General features: G+C 51.1%; 15 protein-coding genes. 3 read left to right on the forward strand and 12 right to left on the reverse strand.

What is annotated here, in order from left to right:
- Window positions 1-186: 186 nt before the first annotated feature.
- The 9 genes from LBJ25_02115 to raiA form a co-directional block, all read right to left on the reverse strand.
- Window positions 187-1641: an FAD-dependent thymidylate synthase gene (locus LBJ25_02115; GenBank protein ID MDR1452757.1), complete on the reverse strand. Its 1455-nt coding sequence runs from the start codon at window positions 1639-1641 to the stop codon at window positions 187-189.
- Window positions 1638-3383, reverse strand: coding sequence for a proline--tRNA ligase (locus LBJ25_02120; protein ID MDR1452758.1), 1746 nt, complete (start codon window positions 3381-3383; stop codon window positions 1638-1640). Before LBJ25_02120 ends, LBJ25_02115 begins: the two co-directional genes overlap by 4 nt.
- A gap of 221 nt (window positions 3384-3604) precedes the next feature.
- The gene (locus tag LBJ25_02125; GenBank protein ID MDR1452759.1) at window positions 3605-4288 is read right to left on the reverse strand and encodes a WecB/TagA/CpsF family glycosyltransferase; all 684 of its coding nucleotides are present in this window, start codon (window positions 4286-4288) and stop codon (window positions 3605-3607) included.
- Entirely contained in the window at window positions 4281-5144 is an 864-nt protein-coding gene (locus tag LBJ25_02130) for a polysaccharide pyruvyl transferase family protein (GenBank protein MDR1452760.1), read from the reverse strand. Before LBJ25_02130 ends, LBJ25_02125 begins: the two co-directional genes overlap by 8 nt.
- Window positions 5145-5147: 3 nt before the next feature.
- Window positions 5148-7076: a DUF5693 family protein gene (locus tag LBJ25_02135; protein ID MDR1452761.1), complete on the reverse strand. Its 1929-nt coding sequence runs from the start codon at window positions 7074-7076 to the stop codon at window positions 5148-5150.
- Window positions 7077-7129: 53 nt separating this feature from the next.
- A complete protein-coding gene (gene prfB, locus LBJ25_02140) occupies window positions 7130-8182 on the reverse strand; it encodes a peptide chain release factor 2 (GenBank protein ID MDR1452762.1) in 1053 nt (350 codons plus the stop codon).
- 81 nt (window positions 8183-8263) lie between these two features.
- Entirely contained in the window at window positions 8264-9061 is a 798-nt protein-coding gene (locus LBJ25_02145; protein MDR1452763.1) for a sigma-70 family RNA polymerase sigma factor, read from the reverse strand.
- Between the two features lie 43 nt (window positions 9062-9104).
- Entirely contained in the window at window positions 9105-11558 is a 2454-nt protein-coding gene (gene secA / locus LBJ25_02150) for a preprotein translocase subunit SecA (protein MDR1452764.1), read from the reverse strand.
- 9 nt (window positions 11559-11567) lie between these two features.
- Window positions 11568-12383, reverse strand: coding sequence for a ribosome-associated translation inhibitor RaiA (raiA, locus tag LBJ25_02155; protein MDR1452765.1), 816 nt, complete (start codon window positions 12381-12383; stop codon window positions 11568-11570).
- A 205-nt stretch (window positions 12384-12588) separates the two neighbouring features.
- On the opposite strand from raiA, the gene LBJ25_02160 reads away from it, so the two are divergent.
- From LBJ25_02160 to LBJ25_02170, 3 genes are all read left to right on the forward strand, one after another.
- Window positions 12589-13209, forward strand: a complete 621-nt coding sequence (locus tag LBJ25_02160; protein ID MDR1452766.1) for a DUF6088 family protein — start codon at window positions 12589-12591, stop codon at window positions 13207-13209.
- 2 nt (window positions 13210-13211) lie between these two features.
- A complete protein-coding gene (locus LBJ25_02165; GenBank protein ID MDR1452767.1) occupies window positions 13212-14255 on the forward strand; it encodes a nucleotidyl transferase AbiEii/AbiGii toxin family protein in 1044 nt (347 codons plus the stop codon).
- A 288-nt stretch (window positions 14256-14543) separates the two neighbouring features.
- Window positions 14544-14936, forward strand: a complete 393-nt coding sequence (locus LBJ25_02170) for a hypothetical protein (protein ID MDR1452768.1) — start codon at window positions 14544-14546, stop codon at window positions 14934-14936.
- 6 nt (window positions 14937-14942) lie between these two features.
- On the opposite strand, the gene LBJ25_02175 is transcribed toward LBJ25_02170, so the two are convergent.
- The 3 genes from LBJ25_02175 to LBJ25_02185 form a co-directional block, all read right to left on the reverse strand.
- The gene (locus LBJ25_02175; GenBank protein ID MDR1452769.1) at window positions 14943-16823 is read right to left on the reverse strand and encodes an S-layer homology domain-containing protein; all 1881 of its coding nucleotides are present in this window, start codon (window positions 16821-16823) and stop codon (window positions 14943-14945) included.
- Window positions 16824-16842: 19 nt separating this feature from the next.
- Window positions 16843-22326 carry a hypothetical protein gene (locus LBJ25_02180; protein MDR1452770.1) on the reverse strand — a complete coding sequence of 1828 codons (5484 nt, stop codon included), beginning with the start codon at window positions 22324-22326 and terminating at the stop codon, window positions 16843-16845.
- A gap of 169 nt (window positions 22327-22495) precedes the next feature.
- On the reverse strand, window positions 22496-23961 hold a 1466-nt coding region (locus LBJ25_02185; protein ID MDR1452771.1), incomplete at its 5' end, for a hypothetical protein.

A 23961-nucleotide genomic window follows, 5' to 3' on the forward strand; every position in this document is an offset into this window, starting at 1 on the left:
CAGGTACTCCCTTCGCGGCTTGAGGCCGCTGGCGGTCGTACCATAATTGTAAGATCCATTTCGCCGCCAATGCGACAGGTACTTCTCTATCGGCGAAATAAACCTTTAAAATGCATCGAATTTTGCCGTTTTGTCGTTTGATGTGCGGGTAGGAAAAAGGAGTTATTTAGAGAAAAGAACTGCTGTTTAGCCGCAAACCTTACCGTGCAGCTCAGCGTATTTATCCTTGCCGCCGAGGAAAGCGGCGGTCAGGGGAAAAACTTCGCGGGCGGCGGCGCTCATGAGCGCGGAAATTTCGCGGATATCCCACTGAGCATGAGCGTCCTCACGCAAACGGGAAATATGACACAGCTCACGCAGATTTACTTTGCAGACGACGCGGCGCTGATGCGCGTTAGTGAGCGCATAGTCCGCCGCCGCGGGATTTTCTTTTTTGAGGCGGGCGTAAAGAGCTTCCGCTTCCCGCGCGGCGCGGATAAAATCCCCGGCCAGACCGGCAGCCTCGAGCGCCGGCGGCAGACGCAGACCCAGAGCCGGCTCATAATCCGCGGCCAGCAAAGTAAGCAAACGATGTCTTTTGAGCTGGGCAAAACAGCTCGCCGAAACGATCAACTCAAAAGTAAGCTCCGCCAGTTCGTATTCGCGCGGCAGGACATCCCACATTTGCATGTTTTGCACGCAAATTTTAAAGATATTCCGTTTTTGCTTTGAGGACATTTTTTGAACAGCGGACAGAGCGTCTTTATGAGACAGGTTTGCCGACTTCGCGGTCAGCGCGGCCAGTATTTTGGCGTCACCATTCCTGGTATAGTCGATAAGCCGGCATGATTTAGTTTTTCGTGAAGTAAGACTTTTTTTATTAACCAATTTCTGTATATACACGCTCAAATCCGCGTAAGTGTCACGATCGTAAGCGTTGGCCTCCGGGTACTTGATAATAGACGGCGCGATATCCTTGACCAGCGCGTGTAAATTGGCGCCCAGATCACGTATTTCCGGCAAATGATGCGAGGCAAAACGCCGCAGCATCTTTTCCAGATTGCGCGCGTTGACGGTCAGACCGGCCTGCGCGCTGACGGCCAGACTGGTGATATAACGCGCGTCCTCTTTAGCCCAGCCTTCCAGCAAACTTTTATTTTGAGGATCGGCGGCCAGAGCGGCGTGTTTTTCCCGAACGTAAACTTTCAGTTTTTCGTAAAATTGGCTGTATTTTGTCAATAAATCCCGCTGCAATTTCTGAAAATCCGCGGCCAGACGCGCGCCGCCGATCTCCGGCGGAGTGATGTACGCGCTGTCCAGAGTGATGTAGCGCTGGGATTTTTCTGTGTAGGAGCAAAGGCGGAATTTTTCCAATTCCTCCATCGCGCGGCGGCTCACTCCGATAACATCGAAATTAAAGACCGCGTGCTCAGCCACCGAGCTATGGCCGAGACCAAAAATAATTTTCTGATTGGAGCAGCGGGATTTTTCCACCGCGCCGCGCGCGGCGCGGCGCAATTCATTGATCGGCCGCGGGTCACGGGAGATGCGCGCGTAAGCCGCGGAGAGAGTTTCCGGTGTAACATCCTGCCGGGGAGAATTGCCTTTCAGCTCCGCAATAACCTCGGCGTCGAGATTGTAACCGGCTAAAAAAACTTTCATGCCCGCAGTCTCGCTAACACCGCCGCCGCCGCGCCGGTTACGGGCAGCAGCTCATTGTCCGGGCTAGCGCGTAAACGAAATTCCACCTGACCTGCGCTCAAAGCTTTGCCGACCACCACGCGGCTGGTGACGCCGATCAACTCCATATCTTTTAATTTGACGCCGATGCGCTCAGCGCGGTCATCCAGCAAAACTTCCACGCCGGCGGCCAGCAATTCCTGATAAATTTTTTCCGCAGCCGCCGCCTGCGCCGGATCCTGCGCATTGGCCGGTATCACCATACAATGATACGGCGCGAGGGCCGGCGGCCAGACAATGCCGCTGGCGTCAAAATGCTGCTCCACCGCGGCGGCCGCGGTGCGCCCAACGCCGATGCCATAACAGCCCATAATAAAAGGCCGCGCCACGCCATTCTGGTCTAAATAAGTGGCCTGCAACGCTTCGGAATATTTAACGCCCAGCTTAAAAATATGCCCGACCTCGATACCGCGCACCGCTACCAGTGGCGCGCCACAATGCGGACATTTTTCACCGGCCTGCGCCTGACGCAGATCGGCTATTTCTTTTAACTCAAAATCACGTCCGGGCACGACATTGAGCAAATGGCTGTCTTTTTTATTCGCGCCGGTCACGCCGCTGGAGATAGTTTTGATCAGGGCATCGGCGATAACTCTGGCGTTTTTCAAGCCCACCGGCCCGCAAAAGCCCGGCTCCACACCGGTAATTTCACGCACCGCGCTGTCTTCCGCCGGCAGAACAAGATCGGCCCGCAAATAATTTTTGAGCTTCACTTCGTTGAGCTGATCGCAGCCGCGCAGCAAAACAACAACGTGCTCTTCCCTGTCGCTGCTCTTGTAATAATAAACCAATGTTTTGATCAGGTTTTCCGGCGGCGTTTTCAAGAACGCGGAAACTTCCTCGATAGTCCTCTTCTCCGGCGTGGAAATTTCGCGGACACTTCGACTTGCTTCGACTCCGCTCCCTATCGAGCTTTCAGTCAGCACAGGCCGCTCAGTGACCGGCACAATCGATCTTGCGGCCTCGACATTGGCGGAATAAGCGCATTTGGAGCAGGACAACAAAGCGTCCTCGCCATTCTCCGCCAGGACCATGAATTCCTGCGAGACCGAGCCGCCGATATTGCCGCTGTCTGCCTCTACTATTTTGTAGCGCAGACCGCAGGCTTCAAAGATCCGGCAGTAAGCGGCGCGCATGTTTTGATATTCCGCGTCGAGCGAATCCTCAGTGGCATGAAAAGAATAAGCGTCTTTCATAATAAACTCGCGGCCGCGCATCAAGCCGAAACGCGGGCGCAGCTCATCACGAAATTTAGTCTGGATCTGATACAGATTCAGCGGCAGCTGCTTGTACGAATGTACGAAAGCGCGCGCGATCGAAGTGACGACTTCCTCATGCGTCGGCCCCAGACAGTATTCCGCGTCTTTACGATCTTTGAAACGCAGCAATTCTTTACCGTATTTGTGCCAGCGGCCGGATTCGCGCCAGAGTTCGGCGGGCACCACTGCCGGCATTAGAATTTCCTGCGCGCCGGCACGGTTCATTTCCGCGCGGATAATATTTTCCACTTTGCGGATCACGCGGTAGCCCAGAGGCAAATAACTGAAAATACCTACCGCGGTTTTGTGGATCAGCCCCGCGCGCACGAGCAGCTTGTGGCTGATCACTTCAGCGTCAGCCGGATCCTCTCGCTGCGTCGGCATCAATAGTTTGGAAAGGCGCATGGCGGGAGTATATCATCTGCCGCCGATATAAAAAAGAAGCCCCGTCCGGAGACGGGGCTAATTTTCAAGACCAATTATCAATGGGGGGTATGAATAATTGGCCTCTTAATATTTAGATTATAAACAATCCGCAAAAAAAATGCAAGAGTTTTTTTCGATGGATTGCTAGAGCGCGGCAAATGTCAGTTTCCTTATGGTGAATATCTTTACCCACGCGCAATCTAACCTTGCTTTTCTCGTAAAACAGCCAGGCCGAAACGCAACAAATTGAGCTGCCGGAAAATCCGCCGCGGCTCTCTTAACAGGCGGTAAAACCATTCCAAACCGGCTTTGCGGAAAACTTTAGGCGCGCGCCGCTTGCACCCCGAGATAACGTCAATAGCCCCGCCTACGCCGATTAAAAGGCTTTTTAGGTCATTTTTATGGCGGGATAGCCATAATTCCTGTTTTCCGGCGCCCAGAGCCGCTAAAACGACCTGCGGCCGCAGCCTCTGTATCTCCGCCAATATTGATTTTTCCGTGCCAGTATCGAAAAAACCGTGATGCTTGCCGACTATATTGGGAAAATTTAAGCGGTCTAAAACCTCTTTTTTAGCGCCCAGCACATACACGCTGAAACCCTGCCGCAAAATCCATTCCGCCAATTCCACACCGGGGTAAAGCTCGGCCGCCAGCCCCTGCCGACGCAAAGCCCAGCGCACACCGATCGAGTCCGGCAGGCAAAGGTCAGCGGAATTGAGCGCGGTCTGCAGCTCCGCGTCCCGGGCGGCACGGCAGCAGAGCTCGGCATTAAGCGTAACTATAAAGTATGACTTTTCACTTTTAGCTTTTAGATAAGCCGCGATTTTTTGCTCGATTTCCCGCCGCGGCAAAACAGCCACGCGCGTGCCTAAAACTTCAGCCATTTAATTTCTCCAGCAGGATCTTCACGCCCTTTTGCGCCAAGCGGCGCTCCTGCCTCACTAAAACCGCCAGGCGTCTGCGCGCCGCGGCGGTTTGCCGCAGCTCACGGCGGACAAGGCCCGGCAGCCGCTCCAATTCATTCAGGGCTACGCACGGCAGTTTAAATTTGCGGCAGAAATTTTCCACTTTGGGATCATAAGCGAGGCCGACCGCCGGCGTCCCGTGTAAAACCGCCAGGATCAGAAAATGCAGGCGCCTGCCGACCGCCAGACGCGCGGCGGAAAAATCGGACGGCGCGCCAGGCCGGCCTTGATCGGCTGACGGCTGCATGGCCAGATAGACCGGCTGAAATTCCGTCAAAATCCGGGGCATATTTTTGGAGAGATTGACGATTATGCGTTCCCGCCGCGCGGCTTTTTTGAGCTTTAATTTTGCCGCAAACAAAAGATCGGCGGTCAAATAATATCGCGGCAGACGTAAAAACTCCGCGGACTCACGGTCGCGGAAAGAGACGAAGTCCGCGCGCCGGAAGACAGCGCGGGTCAGCCAGCGGTTGAGCGGCGCGCGGATCGGGCCAAGACCCTGCGCTACCAAAAAGAGTTTCTTGCGCAAAAGTTTGGCCGCTCCAGCCAACGCGGCATAATACAGTACGGATAAACCGCGGCCGGTAACGTCCTGAAACAATGAACCGCCGGCTAGCAGCAAACAGTCCGCGCGCAAAAGCAGCGGCAGGAAATTCCGGCGCGCGCGGCAGACAGTCACGCTGTGTTTAACCGACAGCAATTCGCGCGCGGTTTGCGCCAGCAGCTCATCGCCGAGATTGCCAAAACCATAATAGCCGGCCAGCAGGATCTTCACGTTTTAGAAAATATACCGCCAGACCTTTTCCGCGGTTTTATAACTCCAGTTCAGCAGATAGCCGATCAGCACGCCGAGCAGCAGGCCGTTGATCGAACGCAGCAGCGAGACCCACAACGGCGCGTGCAGATGGCAAAAAGTATTGAGCAGCGAGATCGGCGCGATCGTCGCCAGCGTAAAAAACAGCCATTTGTAACGGTAATCAATGGCCGCGCCTAAATTGTGAAAAATAAAAACCAGCAGCGGATAACCGATCAGAAATTCTTTGGTACGCGGACGCACCAGCATGGTATAGCTGAGAAAATTACGCATGGCCGCCTCGCCAGCGAACACCGGCAGCTGATAATTGCCGCTACGCAGGAAATAAAAAGCCAGAAAAACCAGAGCGCAGCCGCCAGCCAGCACATAGCCGATAGTAACCTTGCTCTGCAAAAAACGCTTAAAAATAAAACGCAGCGATTTAATCCGGTAAGGATACATAAAATAGTAAAACGCCACGATCAGCAGCGGCAGGCCAAAAGCTAATTTGACGCCGCGGAACTGGTAAATTTTCAGCATGTGGTAACTGTCGGAAAGCAGCGCGATGATCAGCAGCGCGCCGAGCATGGTGATGCCGACAATGCGCAAAATCCCGAACAATGTTTCACGCATAGTTATTTTATCGGCCGGCCAATCATCGGTTTTAGGCAATTGGGTCAGCATCGCTATGGTTGGAAAAACGATCGCCACGGCCAGCGCCAGCAAAGACCGCCACTGACTAAAATAATTGAGGCGCCAAAAAACCGCGTCAAGCAGGAGCGTTAGAATTAACCCCCACCAAAAAATATTTTCCGGCAGATTTTTAAAAAACAGCTGCAGGAAAAAATAAAAAACCGGCACCAGCCCTAAGGAAATAAAAATGCCGGATATTACAGCAAGCGCCGGATCGAGACCCAGCGACACTTTATCTACGGGCAGCACTGTTGTACCGCGCCGCTCTAAACGGTTTTTCAGCGTCGAAATAAAATTCTCGTTGTAAGCCAGCAAATCGTCAGCTAATTTTTCATTGGTAAACGCGCGTAAATACAAAATACGCATGCCGCGGTCCAGCGTGGCCAGCAAATAACGGTCTGCCGCGCGCTCTTTAGTCATACGCTGCAGCTGCGCCGAGGTTACCGTATGCACACCGATATTGTGTCCGGGCAAATATTCGGCCAGAGCGCGCGAGCCTTTTTGATTCAAAAACTCGATCATGCCAAAATTAACATTGTTTTTCTGCATTTTTTCCGCAACCAGAGCGAGATTGCCGCCATAACCCAAAATCTCTCCGCCGCTGAAGATCAGCGTGCGCGCGTCGGTCAAAGCACAGAGCGCGTCGATCTTTAAGCCTAGCGACACAGCGTCAATGCGGCGGCTGTCCGCCAATTTGGGAATAATTTGAAATTTATAAATCTTCAGAGTTTCCACGACCTGTTCGTCGATGCCGAGTCCGATATTACCGAGATTATCCACCTGGCCGCGGATCTCGATGATATTGCGCCCCGCCACTCTAGCGCGCTCCGGCCCCAAATCGTTGATCAGCGAATTTTGGGCGCGCTGAAAAGCGGCAACCTGCTCGATCATAATGTAATTACTCTCCGGCATTATGTCGGTGGAACGGATCAAGGCCAGCAGAACTGGATTTTGGATCTGGCCAAAACGCGCCATATTGAGCAGATCCTGGCCAGTTACCCAGGTAGCCAGGCCGCGCGCGGTCAAATTATTCAGTGTATCCTCCGGCACCACTATCGAAGTCACGCCGGCTCTTTGCAGCATTTTTAAAATCTGCGCCTGGGTCTGCCCCGTGTAGGCCTGTAAAGATAAAACATCTCCCTGATCATAGGCCAGCTCAACCGTCATATTCAGCTGTTCGAGGAACAAGCGGTAACCAAAAACGCCCAGTGAAACTGCCACTGCCAAAACAAACAAAAAAAGTTTAAACCAATCTTTTCGGGGCACTCCGAACATCACCGCTCCTTACGTTGTAAATAAGCTTCAACGAAAAGCATTATATCGCCATTCATAACTTTTTGTACATTGGCGGTCTCAACCTGCAGGCGGTGATCTTTGACCAGCGAGTACGGGTGAAAAACGTAAGAGCGGATCTGGCTGCCCCAGGCAATGTCTTTTTGTTCGCCTTGAATTTCGGAAATTTTTTCTTTGTGCTGGGCTTCTTTGAGCGTCAGTAGTCTGGCTTGTAGCACCCGCATTGCGGTGTCGCGGTTTTGGATCTGCGAGCGGCGGTTTTGACACTGCACAACTATACCGGTCGGCAGGTGGGTGATCCGCACCGCTGAATCCGTTTTATTGATATGCTGGCCACCCGCGCCGGAGGAGCGAAAAGTGTCAATGCGCAGATCGGCCGGATCGATCTCGACAGTCTCGTCCAGCTCAAGCTGCGGCACAACATCCACGCTGGCGAACGAAGTCTGCCGTTTGTCCTGCGCGTTAAACGGCGAAATGCGCACCAGACGGTGCACACCTTTTTCCGACTGAAGGCAGCCGTAAGCGTACCGGCCGGAGATCAATACCGTGGCGGATTTGAGGCCGGCCTCTTCACCAGGCGAGCAGTCGATAACCTCCGCCGCAAAACCTCTCTGCTCAGCAAAACGCAGGTACAGGCGCAAAAGCATTTCCGCCCAGTCCTGCGCGTCCGTGCCGCCCGCGCCGCTGTTGATGGAAAGGATCGCATTAGCCTGGTCATGTTCGCCGGAAAGTTTCAAACGCAGCTCAAATTCGTCAGTCTGGCGGCGCAGAGCGCCGATCAATTCGGATAATTCGGCTTCCGCGCTGTCGTCTTTTTCCGCTTCCGCCAATTCGTAAAAAGCCTGCGCGTCGGCATGGCCTCGCTCCAAAGACTGGATTTGTTCCAGCAGATCCTGCTTGTTTTTTAATTCCGTCGCGGTTTTTTGGGCTTTTTTCTGATCCTGCCAGAGCGCCGGATCCGCGCTCTCGGCCTCTAACTCTTGCAGCTCTTTTTGCAGACGAGGCAGGTCAAAGATAGCTCCGAATATTCGCAATTTTTTCCGCCAATTTTTTCAATTCTTGTTTTCTATCCTGAAGCATTGCTCACCTCGCAGGCAAGTATAACACATTCCGGCTTAACGCAGCTCGCGTAAACTATCCTGCAGATAGGTATGCGTGTGGAGAAATTTCCGGTAACGCTTAAATAGGCCTGAAACACGCGTCTCGGTTAATCCAGTTTCTTTTCCTATTGCGGCAAAAGTGTTCTTCGGTCTGTCAATAATACGACAGCACCTCCGCAAAATATACCTATTACGCTCTTGATTTTTCAGGTTCAATTTCGGCAAGAACCACTCTATGCTTTCTTTAAAATAGTCGCGCAATTCTTGCCGGAGCACAGAATTATAACCTTGCTCGTCAGGCAAGTTATGCCAGTAGTTGTTTATCTGTCCAGATCCTCCTTTTCCGTCAGCGAAAAGCTCGGGGTCGATAGGCCTACGCCGCAGACGATGGTGTTTTATTTTATCAACCTTCGACAAGTCCCAGCCCAGATACCTCGCCAGCTCGGCGTCTGTCGGCAAGCGGTTCAAATTACCGCCCAAATACTCTTCCGCATTGTTCAACCTTTTGATTGCTCTTATGGTGGGCTGGCTTTGACGGATAATATTGCCGTCTTTGCGAATATCATCCAGCATAGCCCCCGTGATCCGGTACAGAGCAAAAGTTAAAAATTTAACCCCGCGCGCCGGATCATATTTTTCCAGAGCCTCCGCCAGTCCGGCAAATCCGTCTTGCGCTAAATCTTCAACATCCAGAGAAATGCCTTTGTGTTTAGCTTTATAAGTTCTCGCTATAGTGGTAATAAGCTCTCTATACTCCTCAATAGCCGCGTTTTTATCTTGATAAGATTTTAAATTGGTAAACAATATCCACATGCATTAATCTATCGTAAGCTCTGCCGTTTCTGTCGCAGATTTTTTAATCATTGGCTCCGCAGCAATTTTTGTATTTTTTGCCGGAGCCGCAGGGACAGGGATCGTTGCGGCCGATTTTTTCCGCGGCGTGAACAGGCTCCGCTTTAGGCGCATTGCCGTCCGGCCGGGACTGACCCTGCATCGGCGATTGCAGCCCGGACGGCAGCTCTCCGCCGGAATAATGCATATTGCGGTAATGCTCCTCAACATTTTGCGGCAGCTCATGCACCACCTGCACGCGTAGCAGTGTCTCCACCGTGTCGCCGGCGATCTGGTCAAGCATCGTCTGAAACAGCCGAAACCCCTCGATCTTGTATTCGGTCAGCGGGTCTAGCTGGCCGTAAGCGCGCAGACCAATGCCTTCGCGCAAAACGTCGAGGTTGTGCAAATGGTCGATCCATTTACGGTCAATCTCGCGCAGCAACACCAGCCGTTCGATATTGCGTAAAATTTCCGGCGGGACCTGGGCTTCTTTTTCTTTGTATTTGTCCAGACAGTTTGTCTTGACTAAAAATTCCTGAATTTTTTCCGTAACGTCCTGGTCGATCAGCAGCTTGTGGCGCAGCGCGTAAATAGTTTCGCGCTGGCGGTTGACCACATCGTCGTACTGCAAAACTTGTTTACGGATCGAGAAATGATACTGCTCGACTTTTTTCTGGGCGCGCTCGATGGACGCGGTGATCATGCCGTGCTCGATCGGCGTGTCCGCCGGCAAACCCAGCCGCTCCATCATGGTAATAATTCTCTGTCCGCCAAAGATCCGCATCAGATCGTCTTCCAGCGAAATATAAAAACGGCTGGAACCTGGATCGCCCTGCCGTCCGCAGCGTCCGCGCAGCTGATTATCAATGCGGCGCGATTCATGGCGCTCGGTGCCCAGCACATGCAGGCCGCCCAGAGCGGTGACGCCCTCACCCAGCACAATATCCGTGCCGCGTCCGGCCATATTGGTGGCGATAGTCACCGCGCCGCGCTGCCCGGCGCCTTTGATGATCTCGGCCTCCCGCGCGTGCTGTTTGGCATTGAGCACATTGTGCGGGATATTTTCACGCTGCAGCAGGCCGGACAAATGTTCGGACACTTCGATAGAAATAGTGCCCACCAGGATCGGCTGGCCTAAGACATGCCGCTCTTTGATATCCTGCGCGATCGCTTTATATTTTTCATATTTGGATTTATAGATCACATCGGCAAAATCCCGGCGCGCCACCGGCTGATTGGTCGGGATCTCCACGACGGCCAGATTGTAAATCCTGGCAAATTCCACTTCTTCGGTCTTGGCGGTGCCGGTCATGCCTGCCAGTTTCTGATACAAGCGGAAAAAATTTTGAAAAGTGATCGAGGCCAGAGTCTGCGATTCGTTTTGAATACGCACATTTTCTTTGGCCTCAATAGCCTGATGCAGTCCGTCGCTGTAACGGCGGCCGGTCATCAAGCGGCCGGTGAATTCATCCACGATGACAACTTCGCCGTCCTTGACGATGTAGTCCACATCTTTTTTGAAAAGATGCACGGCTTTCAAACACTGGATCAGCATGTGAGCGGAGTCCATTTCCTGAATGTCAAAAAGCGAGTCCAGCCCCAGGAATTTCTCCGCTTTTTGAATACCGTTTTCGGTCAAAGCGATGTGCTTGGATTTTTCTTCCATAGTAAAATCGCGGTATTCGTCCGGCTGTTTTTCTTCCTCGGCTTTTTCTTTGGTCTGATGCTTGCCCGGCGCCAGCATTTTGGCGGCCTGCAGGACGCGGCGATATTTGTCGGTATTGTCATCAACCTGACCGGAAATAATCAACGGCGTTCTGGCCTCATCGATCAAGATACTGTCCACCTCGTCAACGATCGCGTAATATTTGGCCTCGCGCTGCACGAGCTGTTCCTTATCGGTGGCCATATTGTCGCGCAGATAATCAAAAGCAAATTCATTGTTCGTGCCGTAAGTAATGTCCGCGTTATAAGCGGCGCGGCGCTGTTCAAAATCAAGGTTGGCGACGATCACGCCGACAGACAAACCCAAAAATTGGTAAAGCCGCCCCATCCACTCCGCGTCGCGCTGCGCCAGATAATCATTGACCGTGACGACCTGCACGCCCTGCCCCAGCAGCGCATTGAGATAGACCGGCAGCGTGGCCACCAGCGTTTTACCCTCACCGGTCTTCATTTCGGCAATGCGTCCCTCATGCAGAATTATGCCGCCCAGCAGCTGCACGTCAAAGTGCCGCATATTGAGCGCGCGTTTGCTCGCTTCACGCGCCACGGCAAAAGCTTCGGCCAGAATATCATCGAGCGTCCGGCCGGCCTGCAATTGCTGCCGAAAATAAGCGGTCTTGGCGCACAGCTCCGCGTCGGTCAGGGCGCTGATCTGCGGCTCCAGCGCGTTTATCGTCCGGACTTTTTCCCAATAAGGAGCTAATTTTCTGGCGTTAAAATAACCTCTGATCGCTTCTAGAATTTTCAATATTTTTCTCCACTACATGCTGGGCTCGATCAAACCAAACTGCCGCGGCTGTTTTTTCTTGTAAAGCACATTGACGCGTTCGGTTTCGATATTCAGGAACGGCAGAAATTCATTTTTCTTGTGTTTCTCCAGCTTGAGCGCGGCGTCACGCGCGGTCAGCGGTTTGGCAGCGGAAACAATATCGCAAATTTTGGTGATCTTTACGCCGCTGCCGGTATACGGCACGGTCGAGGGAGTTTCCTTAAATTTCCGCAGCTTAGCGCGTTTCATGTATAGTTTTTTAAAAGTCATCAGCGCGTAAGTGTTGTTGCGGCGCAGATAGACGATACTGATAATATGCGCGGCTTTAGAATTATTGAAAACGTAAAAGGTCGCGCGCGTTTTATTGAGCTGTAGCACAGCCTCGACCGGCTCCATCGGCTTAGGCGCGGCTTTGGACTCAGGCAGGATCTTTATCTCCCGCTCTGCTGGCTCGTCGCTCTCTCTGAGCAGCGGTAGCGGCGCGGCAAAATTTCTTTTTTTGCGGTCATTTTTTAGTTTGTCCTGATATTTACGCAGTGGCGCGTCAAGTTTGGCGGTCAGCTCTTCGATCGAGGCGTAAATGTCTCCCGTTCTGGCTTCGGCGCGTAAAATAACTTTTTGCGGCAGCTGCAACGTAACATACGCCGCCTGTGCGCGGTCGCGGTTTTTAATATGGCTCACTTCGAGGCTGAGATCGGCGGCCAGAGCCTCGGGGAACATGCCGCTGTATTTAGCGAATTTTTTTTCCGCATGTTCTCGAATCGCCGGCGTGAGTTTCAAGCCATGCCCGTGGACTGTCAGTTTCATTTTGAATTACCTCCCACGCGGAGATTATAACACAGAAACAAAACAGGGACATCTCGGTGTGTGCTCTCTTCGCCAGCATATCCGCAGGATACTTCGCTCAATGACCGTTTGGGGCGGCGGATAAATCCCACTATATAGGACGGCAAAGAAAACTTTACAAGTAGAAAAAATATGCTATATTTCTACTAAATCAGAGAGGCATCTTATGAAGAAAAGCGTACAAAACCGCATATTTGATAGGATCAGACATAAAAGAAAGAATTGGGTATTTTCTCCAAAAGATTTCACCAAAGACTTCAGCCGCTGGGAAATTGACCACTCACTGCACTTTTTGGAAAAAGAAGGCAAAATCAAACGAATAATCCGGGGGCTTTATTATTATCCAGATTACAGCGAAATCTTACAAGAAATGGTTGCGCCGGACATCCACTTAGCGGCACGGGCATTGGCTCGTAAATACGAATGGAAGATTTATCCAGATGGCGATGCCGTTTTAAACTATCTTGGGCTTTCCACGCAGTTTGTTGCGCAAACAATCTATTTGTCTGACGGCCCGAGCAAAACCTATACGATCGACGGCGCCAAATTGAAGTTTAAGCATAAAACACTGATCGAGGCAAAGTTTAAACGTGAAAGCAGCCTGCTTGTTGTTCAGGCGATAAAAGCCGTTGGCGAAAGGCAGATAACGGATGAATTCTTGAAGGCTTTGTCTACCAAATATAAAACCAAGGAGTGGCAGAAAATAAAGAACGACACCGGCAAAGTCGCGGGCTGGGTTTACAGGCATATAACTTATATTGCCGATAAATTAAGCGGAGGCAAATAATTGTGGAAAAACCAATGTTTCCCTTTTCGGAACATGAACGCTTGGAAATGTTCCTCAATACCGCCAATAAACTCAAAATTCAGCCAGCTATGGTGGAGAAAGATTTTTGGGTCTATGCCGTATTGGACAGGATCTTCGGCGACGAGGAATTAGCACGAGTCTTGTGTTTTAAGGGCGGGACATCGCTGTCCAAGGCATTCCATCTGATAGAAAGGTTTTCCGAGGATATAGATTTGATACTGGCGCGGCATTTGATCCTGCAAAACGGTGAAAATTTAAAACAGAATTCCAGAACCAAGCAGGACAAGCTGACAAAAGAAATCAACGCAAGGACTGAAAACTACATCAAAACAGAATTGAAAGACAAAATTGCCAGTGTTTTGAGCGGCCTGCTGAAAGTTTACACCGACGAAGAATATACAAGGATAGAGCCGGATTATGATCCGCGCAATCCGAGGAAAACGAATGATAGCAAGCTGCATATAATCTATCCGCGTTCCATTGCCGACGAATATTTGCGACCGGATATTCTGCTTGAAATCGGACCGCTCGCGCTGTGGAATCCGAATGAACGTTATAAGATCTCTTCGTATGTCGCAGATACATACCCACATCTTGGCATAAATCCAGCTGTTGTTCCTACCATAAAACCAGAACGGACTTTTTGGGAAAAAGTAACCATTTTGCATTACGAAAATACCAGGCCGGAAAACAAGCCGCTCAAATCAAGATACTCGCGCCACTACTATGACATTTTCAAGATAGGACATTCCGCCGTGAAAAATGTTGCTCTGGCAAACCTGGATCTGCTAGCGGAAATCATTGACTTTGACAGCCATCTATACCGCCTGTCCTGGGCTGATTATGAAAATGCCAAAATCGGGGCATTGCATTTGATGCCAGCAAAGCATAATTTTGGCGCTCTGGAAAAAGATTATGCGCAGATGCAAAAGATGTTTTTCAATCCCGAAGCCACACCTAGATGGGAAGATATTTTGGCTTATCTGCAAGAATTGGAAAACGAGATAAATACAGCACATTATTGATGAGACTGTACAGAATCCACCGACAATACCGTGTTGCGTGCCTGATATAGGAAAATACCCATCGCATTGGCGACAAATAAATCCTTCAATTATGGTATGACCGCGCGCGGTTTTCTATGCGCGCGCAGAAATACCTGCCACAGAGGTGGCAGATAAATCTTTCAATTATGGTACGACCGACAGCAGCCTCAAGCTGCGGAGGGAGTACCTGTCGCGTTGGCGACAGGTATATATTTGAAAAAAGTGGGTATACATCTGTCAACAAAGCTATGGAAGGGGCACAGACTTATGAAAACAAAAAAATACATCCTGGGAGTTATTTTAGCCGCTTTGGTACTGGGAGGCTGCGGCACTACGGTTGGAGACTCGCTGGGCGATCCGCCGGTCGAACCGCCGAAAGAAACCACCAGTTATCCCGTATCCGTATTGTTAAGCCATGAGGAGGATTCCAGTAAAAGCCCTGTAAGGATAATCGGCAATGCCAACTGTGTAGAACCACAGGCTTTGGTCATGGTGTCTGAATTGAATGGACAAGAGCTAGGCCGGGCGCAGGCGAACTCTGATGGCGGCTTTATAGTAAAGATCGCCGACACCGCGGAAGACCGTATTGTGGTAAGAGCGCAGGGTCTGGATAAAGCCTTGAGTTATCCCACATATTATAGTTTAAGGTGGCCGTTTTAAGCCAGATCAGTACTCGTAATCAATAGTCCAGCCGTCTTCGTCCTCGATGATCTCCGCGTCATTATTATCCGGCGGCACGGCTGGCTGCGTTAAATAATTATCTTCCCAGGAGCTTGTCCCGTCAGTTATTTCTGTTGTTTCCGGAGCGGCTGAAGAGCCTGTTTCGTATTCTTCTGCGCGTTCCTCTAATTGTCCTTCTTGCTCTTCGTAATACCAGGATTCTATCTGCGCTTCTTCAGACGGTGTTATGTCATCCACCGCCGGCGCGACTGGCGCAGCTTCTGCTCCGTGCTCTTCGGTAACATTGCCAGTACGCGGCAGGCCGACAATATCCGGCAAATCCTCGCGCAAAGTCTGCACAAAAGACAGGCGCGACAGGATGCGCGCCACATCGAGACGCTTCATGGGCTGTTCCGGTTGAAAAAGGTCTCTGCCGACACCGAGAGTCAAAGCGTGCTGTTTGGTTTGGTTGATGTCTTTGTAAGCCCAGTGTTTAACCGCCACGTCAGAGTATAGATCCGCGCCGGACAGAACGCCGCCGTCAATGCCGTAATAACGGGCTATCGCCGCGGCGGCCTCGGAACGCCGTACCGGTATTTCCGGGCGCACCGAACCGTCGGTGTAACCGCGGATGTAGCCGCGTTCGGAAGTTTTGAGCACGGCATCGGCGGTCTCCAGCGAAATATTTTCTGTAATATCTTTGAAATTCAAGAACGCGCGGTCAGGCGCAATGTCCTCTCTCTCGGCCAAACGCGCCAGGATCAGCATCAATTCTTTACGGGTCAACAGCTGCTCGGGGCGGAAAAGCGCGCCCGGATAGCCGATCATCAAGCCCAGATAACCCAGATCTTCCATAACATACTGTTCCGCCGCCGAATAGCCATCAATGTCCGTGAACACTTTGTAACGCAAAGGCGCCGCCCTGCTCACCACCGGCTCGGGTATAACCTCGAGCTCTGGAGTGGCCGGTTTTTCCGCCGCGAAACGGTAAGAAAGAGTAAAAAAATGCGTGATAGTCTCGGCGATATCATCACCCGGATTGAAAGCGTAGTCAAAATAAATACCGTTCCAATTGACGCCAGCGCCAGCCGTGAATTTCCAGGCGCGAGTATCCTCATCGTCCTGCACGCTATTGTATTGCGCCAGACCAGCGCGCAAAGCGATCATTTCATGCGGCCAAATTTCCACGCCAGTCTTGAACAAAGAATTGCGCTCTTCCAGGCGCAGATCGGCGTAAAAATCCGTCTGATTGCGCAGCCAATCCCATTCCTGCCAAAAACCATCCGGCCCAAACGCTCTAAAGCGGCCGCCGACACCCAGCGCCAGCGGAAACTGTTCCCGTAAATCGTCAGTCCACTGCAAAGTCGTGCCGATCACGTTGTCCAGCGCCGCGCCAAAAGCCCAGTAGCGGTTATATTCATAGTAACCGGCCAGATCCAGCGCCAGCCCCCAGGCCGAAGTATCCACCTCTGAAAAATACTTGCTGTAATACTTAGCCCGCGCGCCCAAATTGAAATTTTCAAATTGAAAAGCGTAAGCGCCGTACAGGGTCGTGTCGTTGTAACCGATACGGCCGCCCAGCAAATTGTTTTGGCTGTCACGGACAAAACCGCCGGCCTCCTGGATAGTCAAAAAGCCTAAACTAAAATTGTCCTGACTGTAGGAAGCGGAGAGATAATCGATCTCACTGATCAGCTTAAAGGCGGTCAGGGAAACCCGCGGCGTCACGCGTTTATTTAAAAAAGCATAATTTTGAAAAACATAGCTATTATTCTCGTCCGCCGCCAGATAAGCGCCGCCGCGGCCATAAGTATCCGCGCCGGTCAACAGCGGCTCGAGACCGTAAGCGCTTTTCAATTCAGCGCCAGCCAGGCCGAGCAACAGCAAGCAAAAAATAAAACATTTTTTAATCAAGCAGAGTCAACCTGCCTTTCCCGAGAATTTTGCGTTTCTCGTCCGTCAGGAACAGTACATAGATGCCGTTGCCGGCATAATTATTACCTCTGGGTAGACGGCCGTCCCAGATCACAACATTGTCGCGGTTAGCATACGCGTAGACATTAGTCTGCCAGACGCGCTCACCACGAACATTGTAGATGTACACTCGATGCCAGCCGTCTTTGTCCACAGTGAAAGCGATGTGCGCCTCTTCATCACGGGTCTGCGGCGCAAATGGATTGGGGAAAGACCAGATCGGTTCGCCAGTGCCGCCGTTACCCGGCGTATTGCCGCCCTTGATCAGCACCCAGCCGGTCGAGTAATCTCCACGCACATAATTATTATTGCTGACCTGCGCATAAATATAATAATTGCCTTCCGGCACATTCGTGATTTCCCAGTTGTAATAATCCTCGCCGGAAGCGCTGGCGGTCGGGATCTCAAGCCCGGCGGCGATCAAACGCCTATGCGAACTATCGCGCGGATTATTGCCAGTGTCCGCCCAAAGCGTGAGATAGGTAGTATTGTCAGCGCTGGGCGTGTGAGCGTAACGGTAATAGATCGTGAACAGACCGCCATTGGGCAGCGAATCCGGCAAAGTCGGAGTCAATACCAATATAGACGGCGGATCGGACGGCAGAGGACCTGTTCCGGTATCGCCACCGCCCGGCCAATCTGGATCAGTGCCGGGATCTTTAGTCACAGTGGCGCCATCATCGTGCACCACATACAACGGATATTGAGAGTACACCCTGATCGGGCCATAATTGCCGCTAACTTCCGCATAGATATAGTATTTGCCGGAAGGCACACCGCTGCAATCCCAGATCACGCCGTTATAATCATTACTGATCAGGACAGGCAACGCTGGATTGGTGGTCACATTGCCGCTCAGACCGTTGTTTATATCACGATCCGTATCATAATAAAGCTGAACAGAGGCGTTAGGATCACCCGGATAGGCGTCTTCCCAGCTGATCGTAAAATTGCCGCTGGCCACATCGTTGTACCCATCCGGCTCAATAAAACGGAAATAATAACCCAGCGTGCTCAAGACAATAGAATCCTGCGCCCGATAAATATTGCCAGCCTGATCCATGAATTGGGTATAAACTGCTTTCGGGCCATCTCCTGGCAGCAAAACCCAGGATTTGGTGGGCGCAAAAGGCTCATAGCTGGCCGGAATAGCAAAATTAGGATCCTGCGGATCATTGCTGATATACATGTACACCTGTCCGTAATTATCTGTGGCGGAAAGCCGCAGATCCACCAGCTCAGAATAAGTATAGGACGCGCCGTTATTGATCAAGGCCCAAGCGCTACCCTGCGTATAACCGGGATCGTCCGGCTGCGCCGGAGGAATAGGACGGTCCGGGTCGACAAACGGCGGCGTAATATCGTAAATAATAGTGTCGCTGGCTGTAACTATCTGCTGAGGATCGGACTGATCGCCCAGATAGTCAAATCTGGCGTAAACATGTTTTAACCCTTCGCCATTGGGCGGCAGCAGCGGCCAGACCGGATAGAGATTGCTGTAATTAAGCCAGACCGAAGTGGTCGCGTCCTGGAAACCCGGATCATTGCTGAGCTGCATGGCTTTGGCACCCGGAGCGACTAATGTCAGAATATTATTCGTAACATTGGTGTATTCGCCGCGGCTTTCCGCGATAATAATATACGGCCTGCCAGTCACAATAATCGTGTCATTGTAAGTGGCGGACAGGTTGCCAGCCGGATCTCTGAAAACTATATTCACCGTGGCCGTGTTATTATTCACGCTATCCGCAAATAAGGTCCAGGGATAATAGCCCTGACTGTAAGATATCCAGCCAGTGTCGCCGCTGCCATCACCATTTAAAATACGCATTTCCAGTTGCTGAGATTGGACATCAGTCGCCCGGATCGTCAGATTGGCGTTCAGGGTAGTATAGGTGTAGTCCGCGCCACCATTGATCACAATGCCGTTTACACCAGGCGGGACATAGGGCGCGCCACGATCCAGCTTGATCTCCGCATTGTAGGTGCCCCATTCATTGCCGTAGCCGTCATAAAACAAGACGGAAACTTTCCGCACACCATCCGCATCGGTCAAAGCATAATTATTAATAGTCGGCTGAGCCGGGCCGTTATAGAGCAAGATCGATGAATTATCTTCATTGAAAACTTTCATCTGCGCGCCGACAGACGGCGCATAGGCAAAGTTTAAGGTAACGATCTGCGTGTTAGTCCATTCCGCGCCATCGTTAATTTTTAGAGAACCGGTGTAACCGCTGTTTTTTTCTCTTAAATCCACCGTGAACTGATACCAATCCGATAGATTGCCGGCGGCGTCTTTGTAGCGCGCGTAAACGGTCTTTAAGCCGTCTCCGGAAGTCAGAGTGTAGGGGTAAGCGGAATTGGTATAACTCAGACCGCCGGTAACAGCAGTCCAGCTAATAGAGCCATCCGGCGGGCGGGATTCGCCGATGTACACACCGGCTATGCCGCTGTGAGTGTCCGCAGCGGTCAAAGTCAAAAGCACATTGCGATTATTGACCTGACTGCTATTCGGAGCGGCCGTGCCGTTGGGCGTGGTGTTGTCATAACGATAAGTCAGCACCGTATTCCAGCCGCCGATATTACCGGCGTTGTCCCGCGCCCGCGCCTGCAGAATGTACGTGCCGCTGCCGCCGGGGATATTTGTGTCGCAGGACAAGCCGATCACAGTATTGGGATTATTTGAGGTTATTTTGGACGGCTCCGCCGCAGCATTCTGCGTGCCCCAATAATAACTATAATTAAGCGGATCCACACCAGAAATTTCCGTCACGCCGGACGGTGTCACATCCAGAGCGGGATTCCAGGTGTAAGTTCCGGGAGCCGGAATATTTGTCCAGGGTCTGGGGCTGGTTTCTCCGGTAGCCAGGCCAGGGTTTGTCCGGTCCAGGATTATCGCGTCAGAATAGGTATTGGTAGTCGCGGCAAGGCTATTGACCAAGCCGTTGTAATAAACCGAAACAGTGACCCGTCCTTCGGCAACGCTGCCCAAAGCCCAGCCATTGAGCGTAGTCACAGCAGAGTCGTTATTCACAACAGCAGCGAAACTGGCAGAATTGCCATTCGTATTTATGACCCGAACATTGGCGGTAGAGATAGACGAGCCGGCAGCCGCGGAGTACTCCAGAATAATATCATTGCTCAAAACAGCGGTGTATTTTTTGGCCGTCTGATACTTGGGCCTTTTCTGGACAAAAACATCCCCGTATATAGGCTGACCGGTATACTCATAAACAAATACGGCCTGCCAGTTGCCAACATTGCCGACATTGTCAATCGCCCGCACCATTAAGTAATACTTACCACTGCTTGAGCTGGGTAGATTGCAGGTCAAACCTGTGACTGTAGTACCCGTCTGGCGCGCTTTATTCGGGACAATAGCGCCGGATGGAGTGGCCACGGCCTGCGCCCAGTAAATATCATAAGCGCTAACCCCAGAAGGGGTAGACCCTGGGTCCGTAGCCGCGCCCCAGGTGAAGTTCAGATTGTTGCGGTCTGAGCTATTGGTGGAAACCGTGCCAGGCATGACCGGCGGCGTGGTATCCACATTGATAGTAGCCTGATACGGGACAACATTATAATTACCGGAAACGTCGATAAATCTAGCGTAGACTGTCTTTAGCCCATCGTCAGGGGCAAGAGCAAAAGCCGCCGATGTGCTGTAAGACGCTGTGGTTCCCAGAGTGGCAGTAGCGCCGATATTCATTCTATTGACGCCGCTCTGCCCAGCCGTACCATTGACATTGTCCACAGCGGTGATGGCCAGCAGGATATTATTTTTGCTCACATCGCGGCCCGCGCCGGACACATAATCAGCATTGATCGAAAACGCGCTACGGGTCGGCGCGGTGCGGTCGGCGAGGGAGACCGAAATAGTCGGACTCCATTCTGATATATTGCCGGCGGCATCACGCGCGCGAATGCTCGCGCTCACGGTCTGCCGGTCGCCAAAAGAAGCCACGGCGCGGTTGGCGGCATAAGCGCTCCAGTCCACATCGGTGACCGGTCTGGCTCCGGCAAAATCGTATTGTATAGGCGTGGCGTGATCAGCCCGCAGCGTCCAGGCATTAGTATTTACGGTAATACCCTGCGTGTCGGCGCTGTTCAGGCTTTTGTCTACCCAGAGCAGGGACGGCGCGGCGGGCTGATAGGGGGCGATGCGGTCGGGAGCGCGGTTAAAATAAACGGTAGTATTTATATCATCAAACCAAAGCATATGCGGCATCTCATCGTACACTACAGGCAGCATGTGCAGGAAAAAAGCCCTGCTGGCATCCGGCGCCATTTTGAGCGGGACAGACCACGCGGAAGCTGATTTCCGGCTTACCTGTCTTATCTCATGGCTGGCGCTCGTATTTTCTCTGTTTACATACTGGATCACCGGAATATTCGCGGTGGTAAGGCCGATCTGCGGGGAGTACAGCTCCAGAGCAGAAGCGATAGACTCGTTGCTGTAAGACAGCGCGCCAGCGGAATTATAAACAGCGTACGCCAGATTCATTGCTCCGCCTTTGGCAGTCATTTTGGAGTACACCAGATGCAGATTATTGCTGGAGTCATTGATCATGCTGGCATGGCGATTCCTGAAGCCGGAAGACACAGTCGCAAAAGAAGACCAACTGCTGCCGCCGCTGCTACGCTTATAAACACGTATCACAGCGGAAGTATCCGCCGCGGAATTAAAATCATTGAACATTTCAAAAGCCAGATAAACATTATTGGCGGCGTCGACAGACAGGGCCGGGTACATGGGGTATTGCGGAGGGCTAGTCCAGGCGCTGACAGCGGTCTCTTCCGGGAAAGAAGAGCCTGTAGCGACGCCGCGGTAAAACCGGATCACGCTGGGGGATAACCCATATGTCACGGCAATATTTAACATGCCGCTATTATCGATTACTATATCGGTAAATCTAAAATAATTACCGCTATTAGTCGACACGGCAACACTTGACGGCGCAGGCGTGCCCGTGGCGGAAAATTTAAACAAGGTAAGATTGTAGTTGATAGCCTCCCCCTGACCAGTGGCGGCTACCACATAGACCTGACCGCCATACACGGCCAGCGAAGGACTCCAGATCAATGATCTGATACCGCTCCTGGTATCTATCGTATATTTTTGCCAGCTAGCTCCGTTATCCGTAGATCTGGCATAAATAAGTCTGTCTGTATGAGTGGATACGTTGGGGTTAGTAGTATCCGCAAACACAGCATGCAATACGCCAGACTGATCGCGCACAAATTTATGACCGCCGTCCGAGTCATACCAAAATCGGTCAGTCGCGTCAAAACCACCACCCACATGATGGGCGGTAAAACTATGTATCGTATTATCAATAGGCACATTGGCCGCGGACAAAAAACAGCCCAAGAGCAACACGCACATGACCCGCGCGGATATTCTTACATACTTATTCATTATTTATACTCTATCATATTATTAATATGTAGCATAGGGCTATTTTTCACCAGGCCGTACAGGATACAGCTCACGCAGCGTGTCCGGCGGCGGCCTAAAATAAAAACAGCCTCTCCAGACAAAAAACCGAAACTTTCTCAAGCACAAAGCACAGCGTATAGACATTTGTTTATTTTTTAGGCAAGTCAGGGTAAATGGTAATGAAAGCACCCGCAGTTGGCTTCGCCTGAAACCGTTGACCACCATCCAAAAGCAAACCATTAATACCACCTTGAATAGTGAAGTCCACCTGCTTTGTTTTTATTACCGAGAAGCTCAGTCTTTCAGCCCAATTAAACTTATCACCAAATTTAGAACTCTCATCAATACGAACGCCGAGAGTGCTATCTAACCAGATTCTGCCTCCCCAAAACCCCAATCCCAACGTCCCGCTAAAAAATCCATTTGAGTTGTTAAAGTCATAGCCAACGCTACCAGAAGCTTCCACGCCAGACAAAAGCCAATCAAACCTTTGTGTATACCCGAAAGAAAGAGCCAGTCTATCTATGTCATCCAGAGTATTTCGCTTATAGTCGGCTCCAATATTTACTTCTCCTGCTTTGAAAACCTTGTGGTCCGCAGTAAAATCCAGACCCAAAATACTGCCCCACCTATATTTGCTGTCGAGAAGTCCCATATTTTCTACATAGTTCACTATTCTAGGACTATACTCGCCGACCAAAGCGTTAAACTGTTGCGCCAAAGCAAATCCGGCTTCAAGATCAAGCCTAAGTTTCCATTTCAGGTCTCCTGTATAATATACAAAACGTAAAAGAGCCGTGGCCCATTCTTTAAGCTCGATAGACTTTCGCCGAACATCCTCTTCTTCACCGGGGCGCACAAGCTGCCATTCCTGCGTGTCAGCCGTAATTTTATATTTTGCGACCGTCGTTTTTTCCTCAAATGTCCCGGTGTATTCCACAATATTAGTTTTCATTTCCGGTGCGCCTGTAGATTTCCGATATTGATATTCCGTGGTTTTATTCCAGGTTTTAGTTGTGATCTTAGGCGTCTGCGGGGTGGTTCCATTTATATAATACTGTCCGAAAGAGTCCATACCGCTAACCGTTAAACTTAGCACTTCGGCGCTGGACACTTCCGTGGTCTTATGTTCGCTATCTGTCTTGTCACTATCTTCGCCGATCAATCTTGCCAGAATGGTAACTGTGTCAGATCTGCTATTTAGAGAATAGTCAGCAGGATTGAATATATAAGTTGTATCTGTCGTGCCTTTCTTCAGGGTTTTTACTACATTCTCATTACCCCCATTGATCCTAATCGCAATCTCCAGTTGAAAATTCTCATCACCTGGAGCATACAGAGTAAAAGGAGTCAAAACACCCGTATCTCCAGATGTCCCATAGTTCTTTATCTCATCCGATACAAATCCGGTGGCAGGAACAATGGGAGAATCAGCATCATCTGTTGATGATGTAGCTTCTGTATAGACATCTTTAGTGACTTCTGGTTTTACTTTTACCCATTTTTCCTTATCTGCCTCTACTTCTACTTCATCTGCCGTGTCTGCGCGGTATCCATATTCATTTGTCTCTGTCCAGATAATTTGGCCTGTCTGCCGCGGCCCCTGCGGGTCTG

This window comes from Candidatus Margulisiibacteriota bacterium, from assembly GCA_031268855.1.
Lineage (GTDB): Bacteria > Margulisbacteria > Termititenacia > Termititenacales > Termititenacaceae > Termititenax.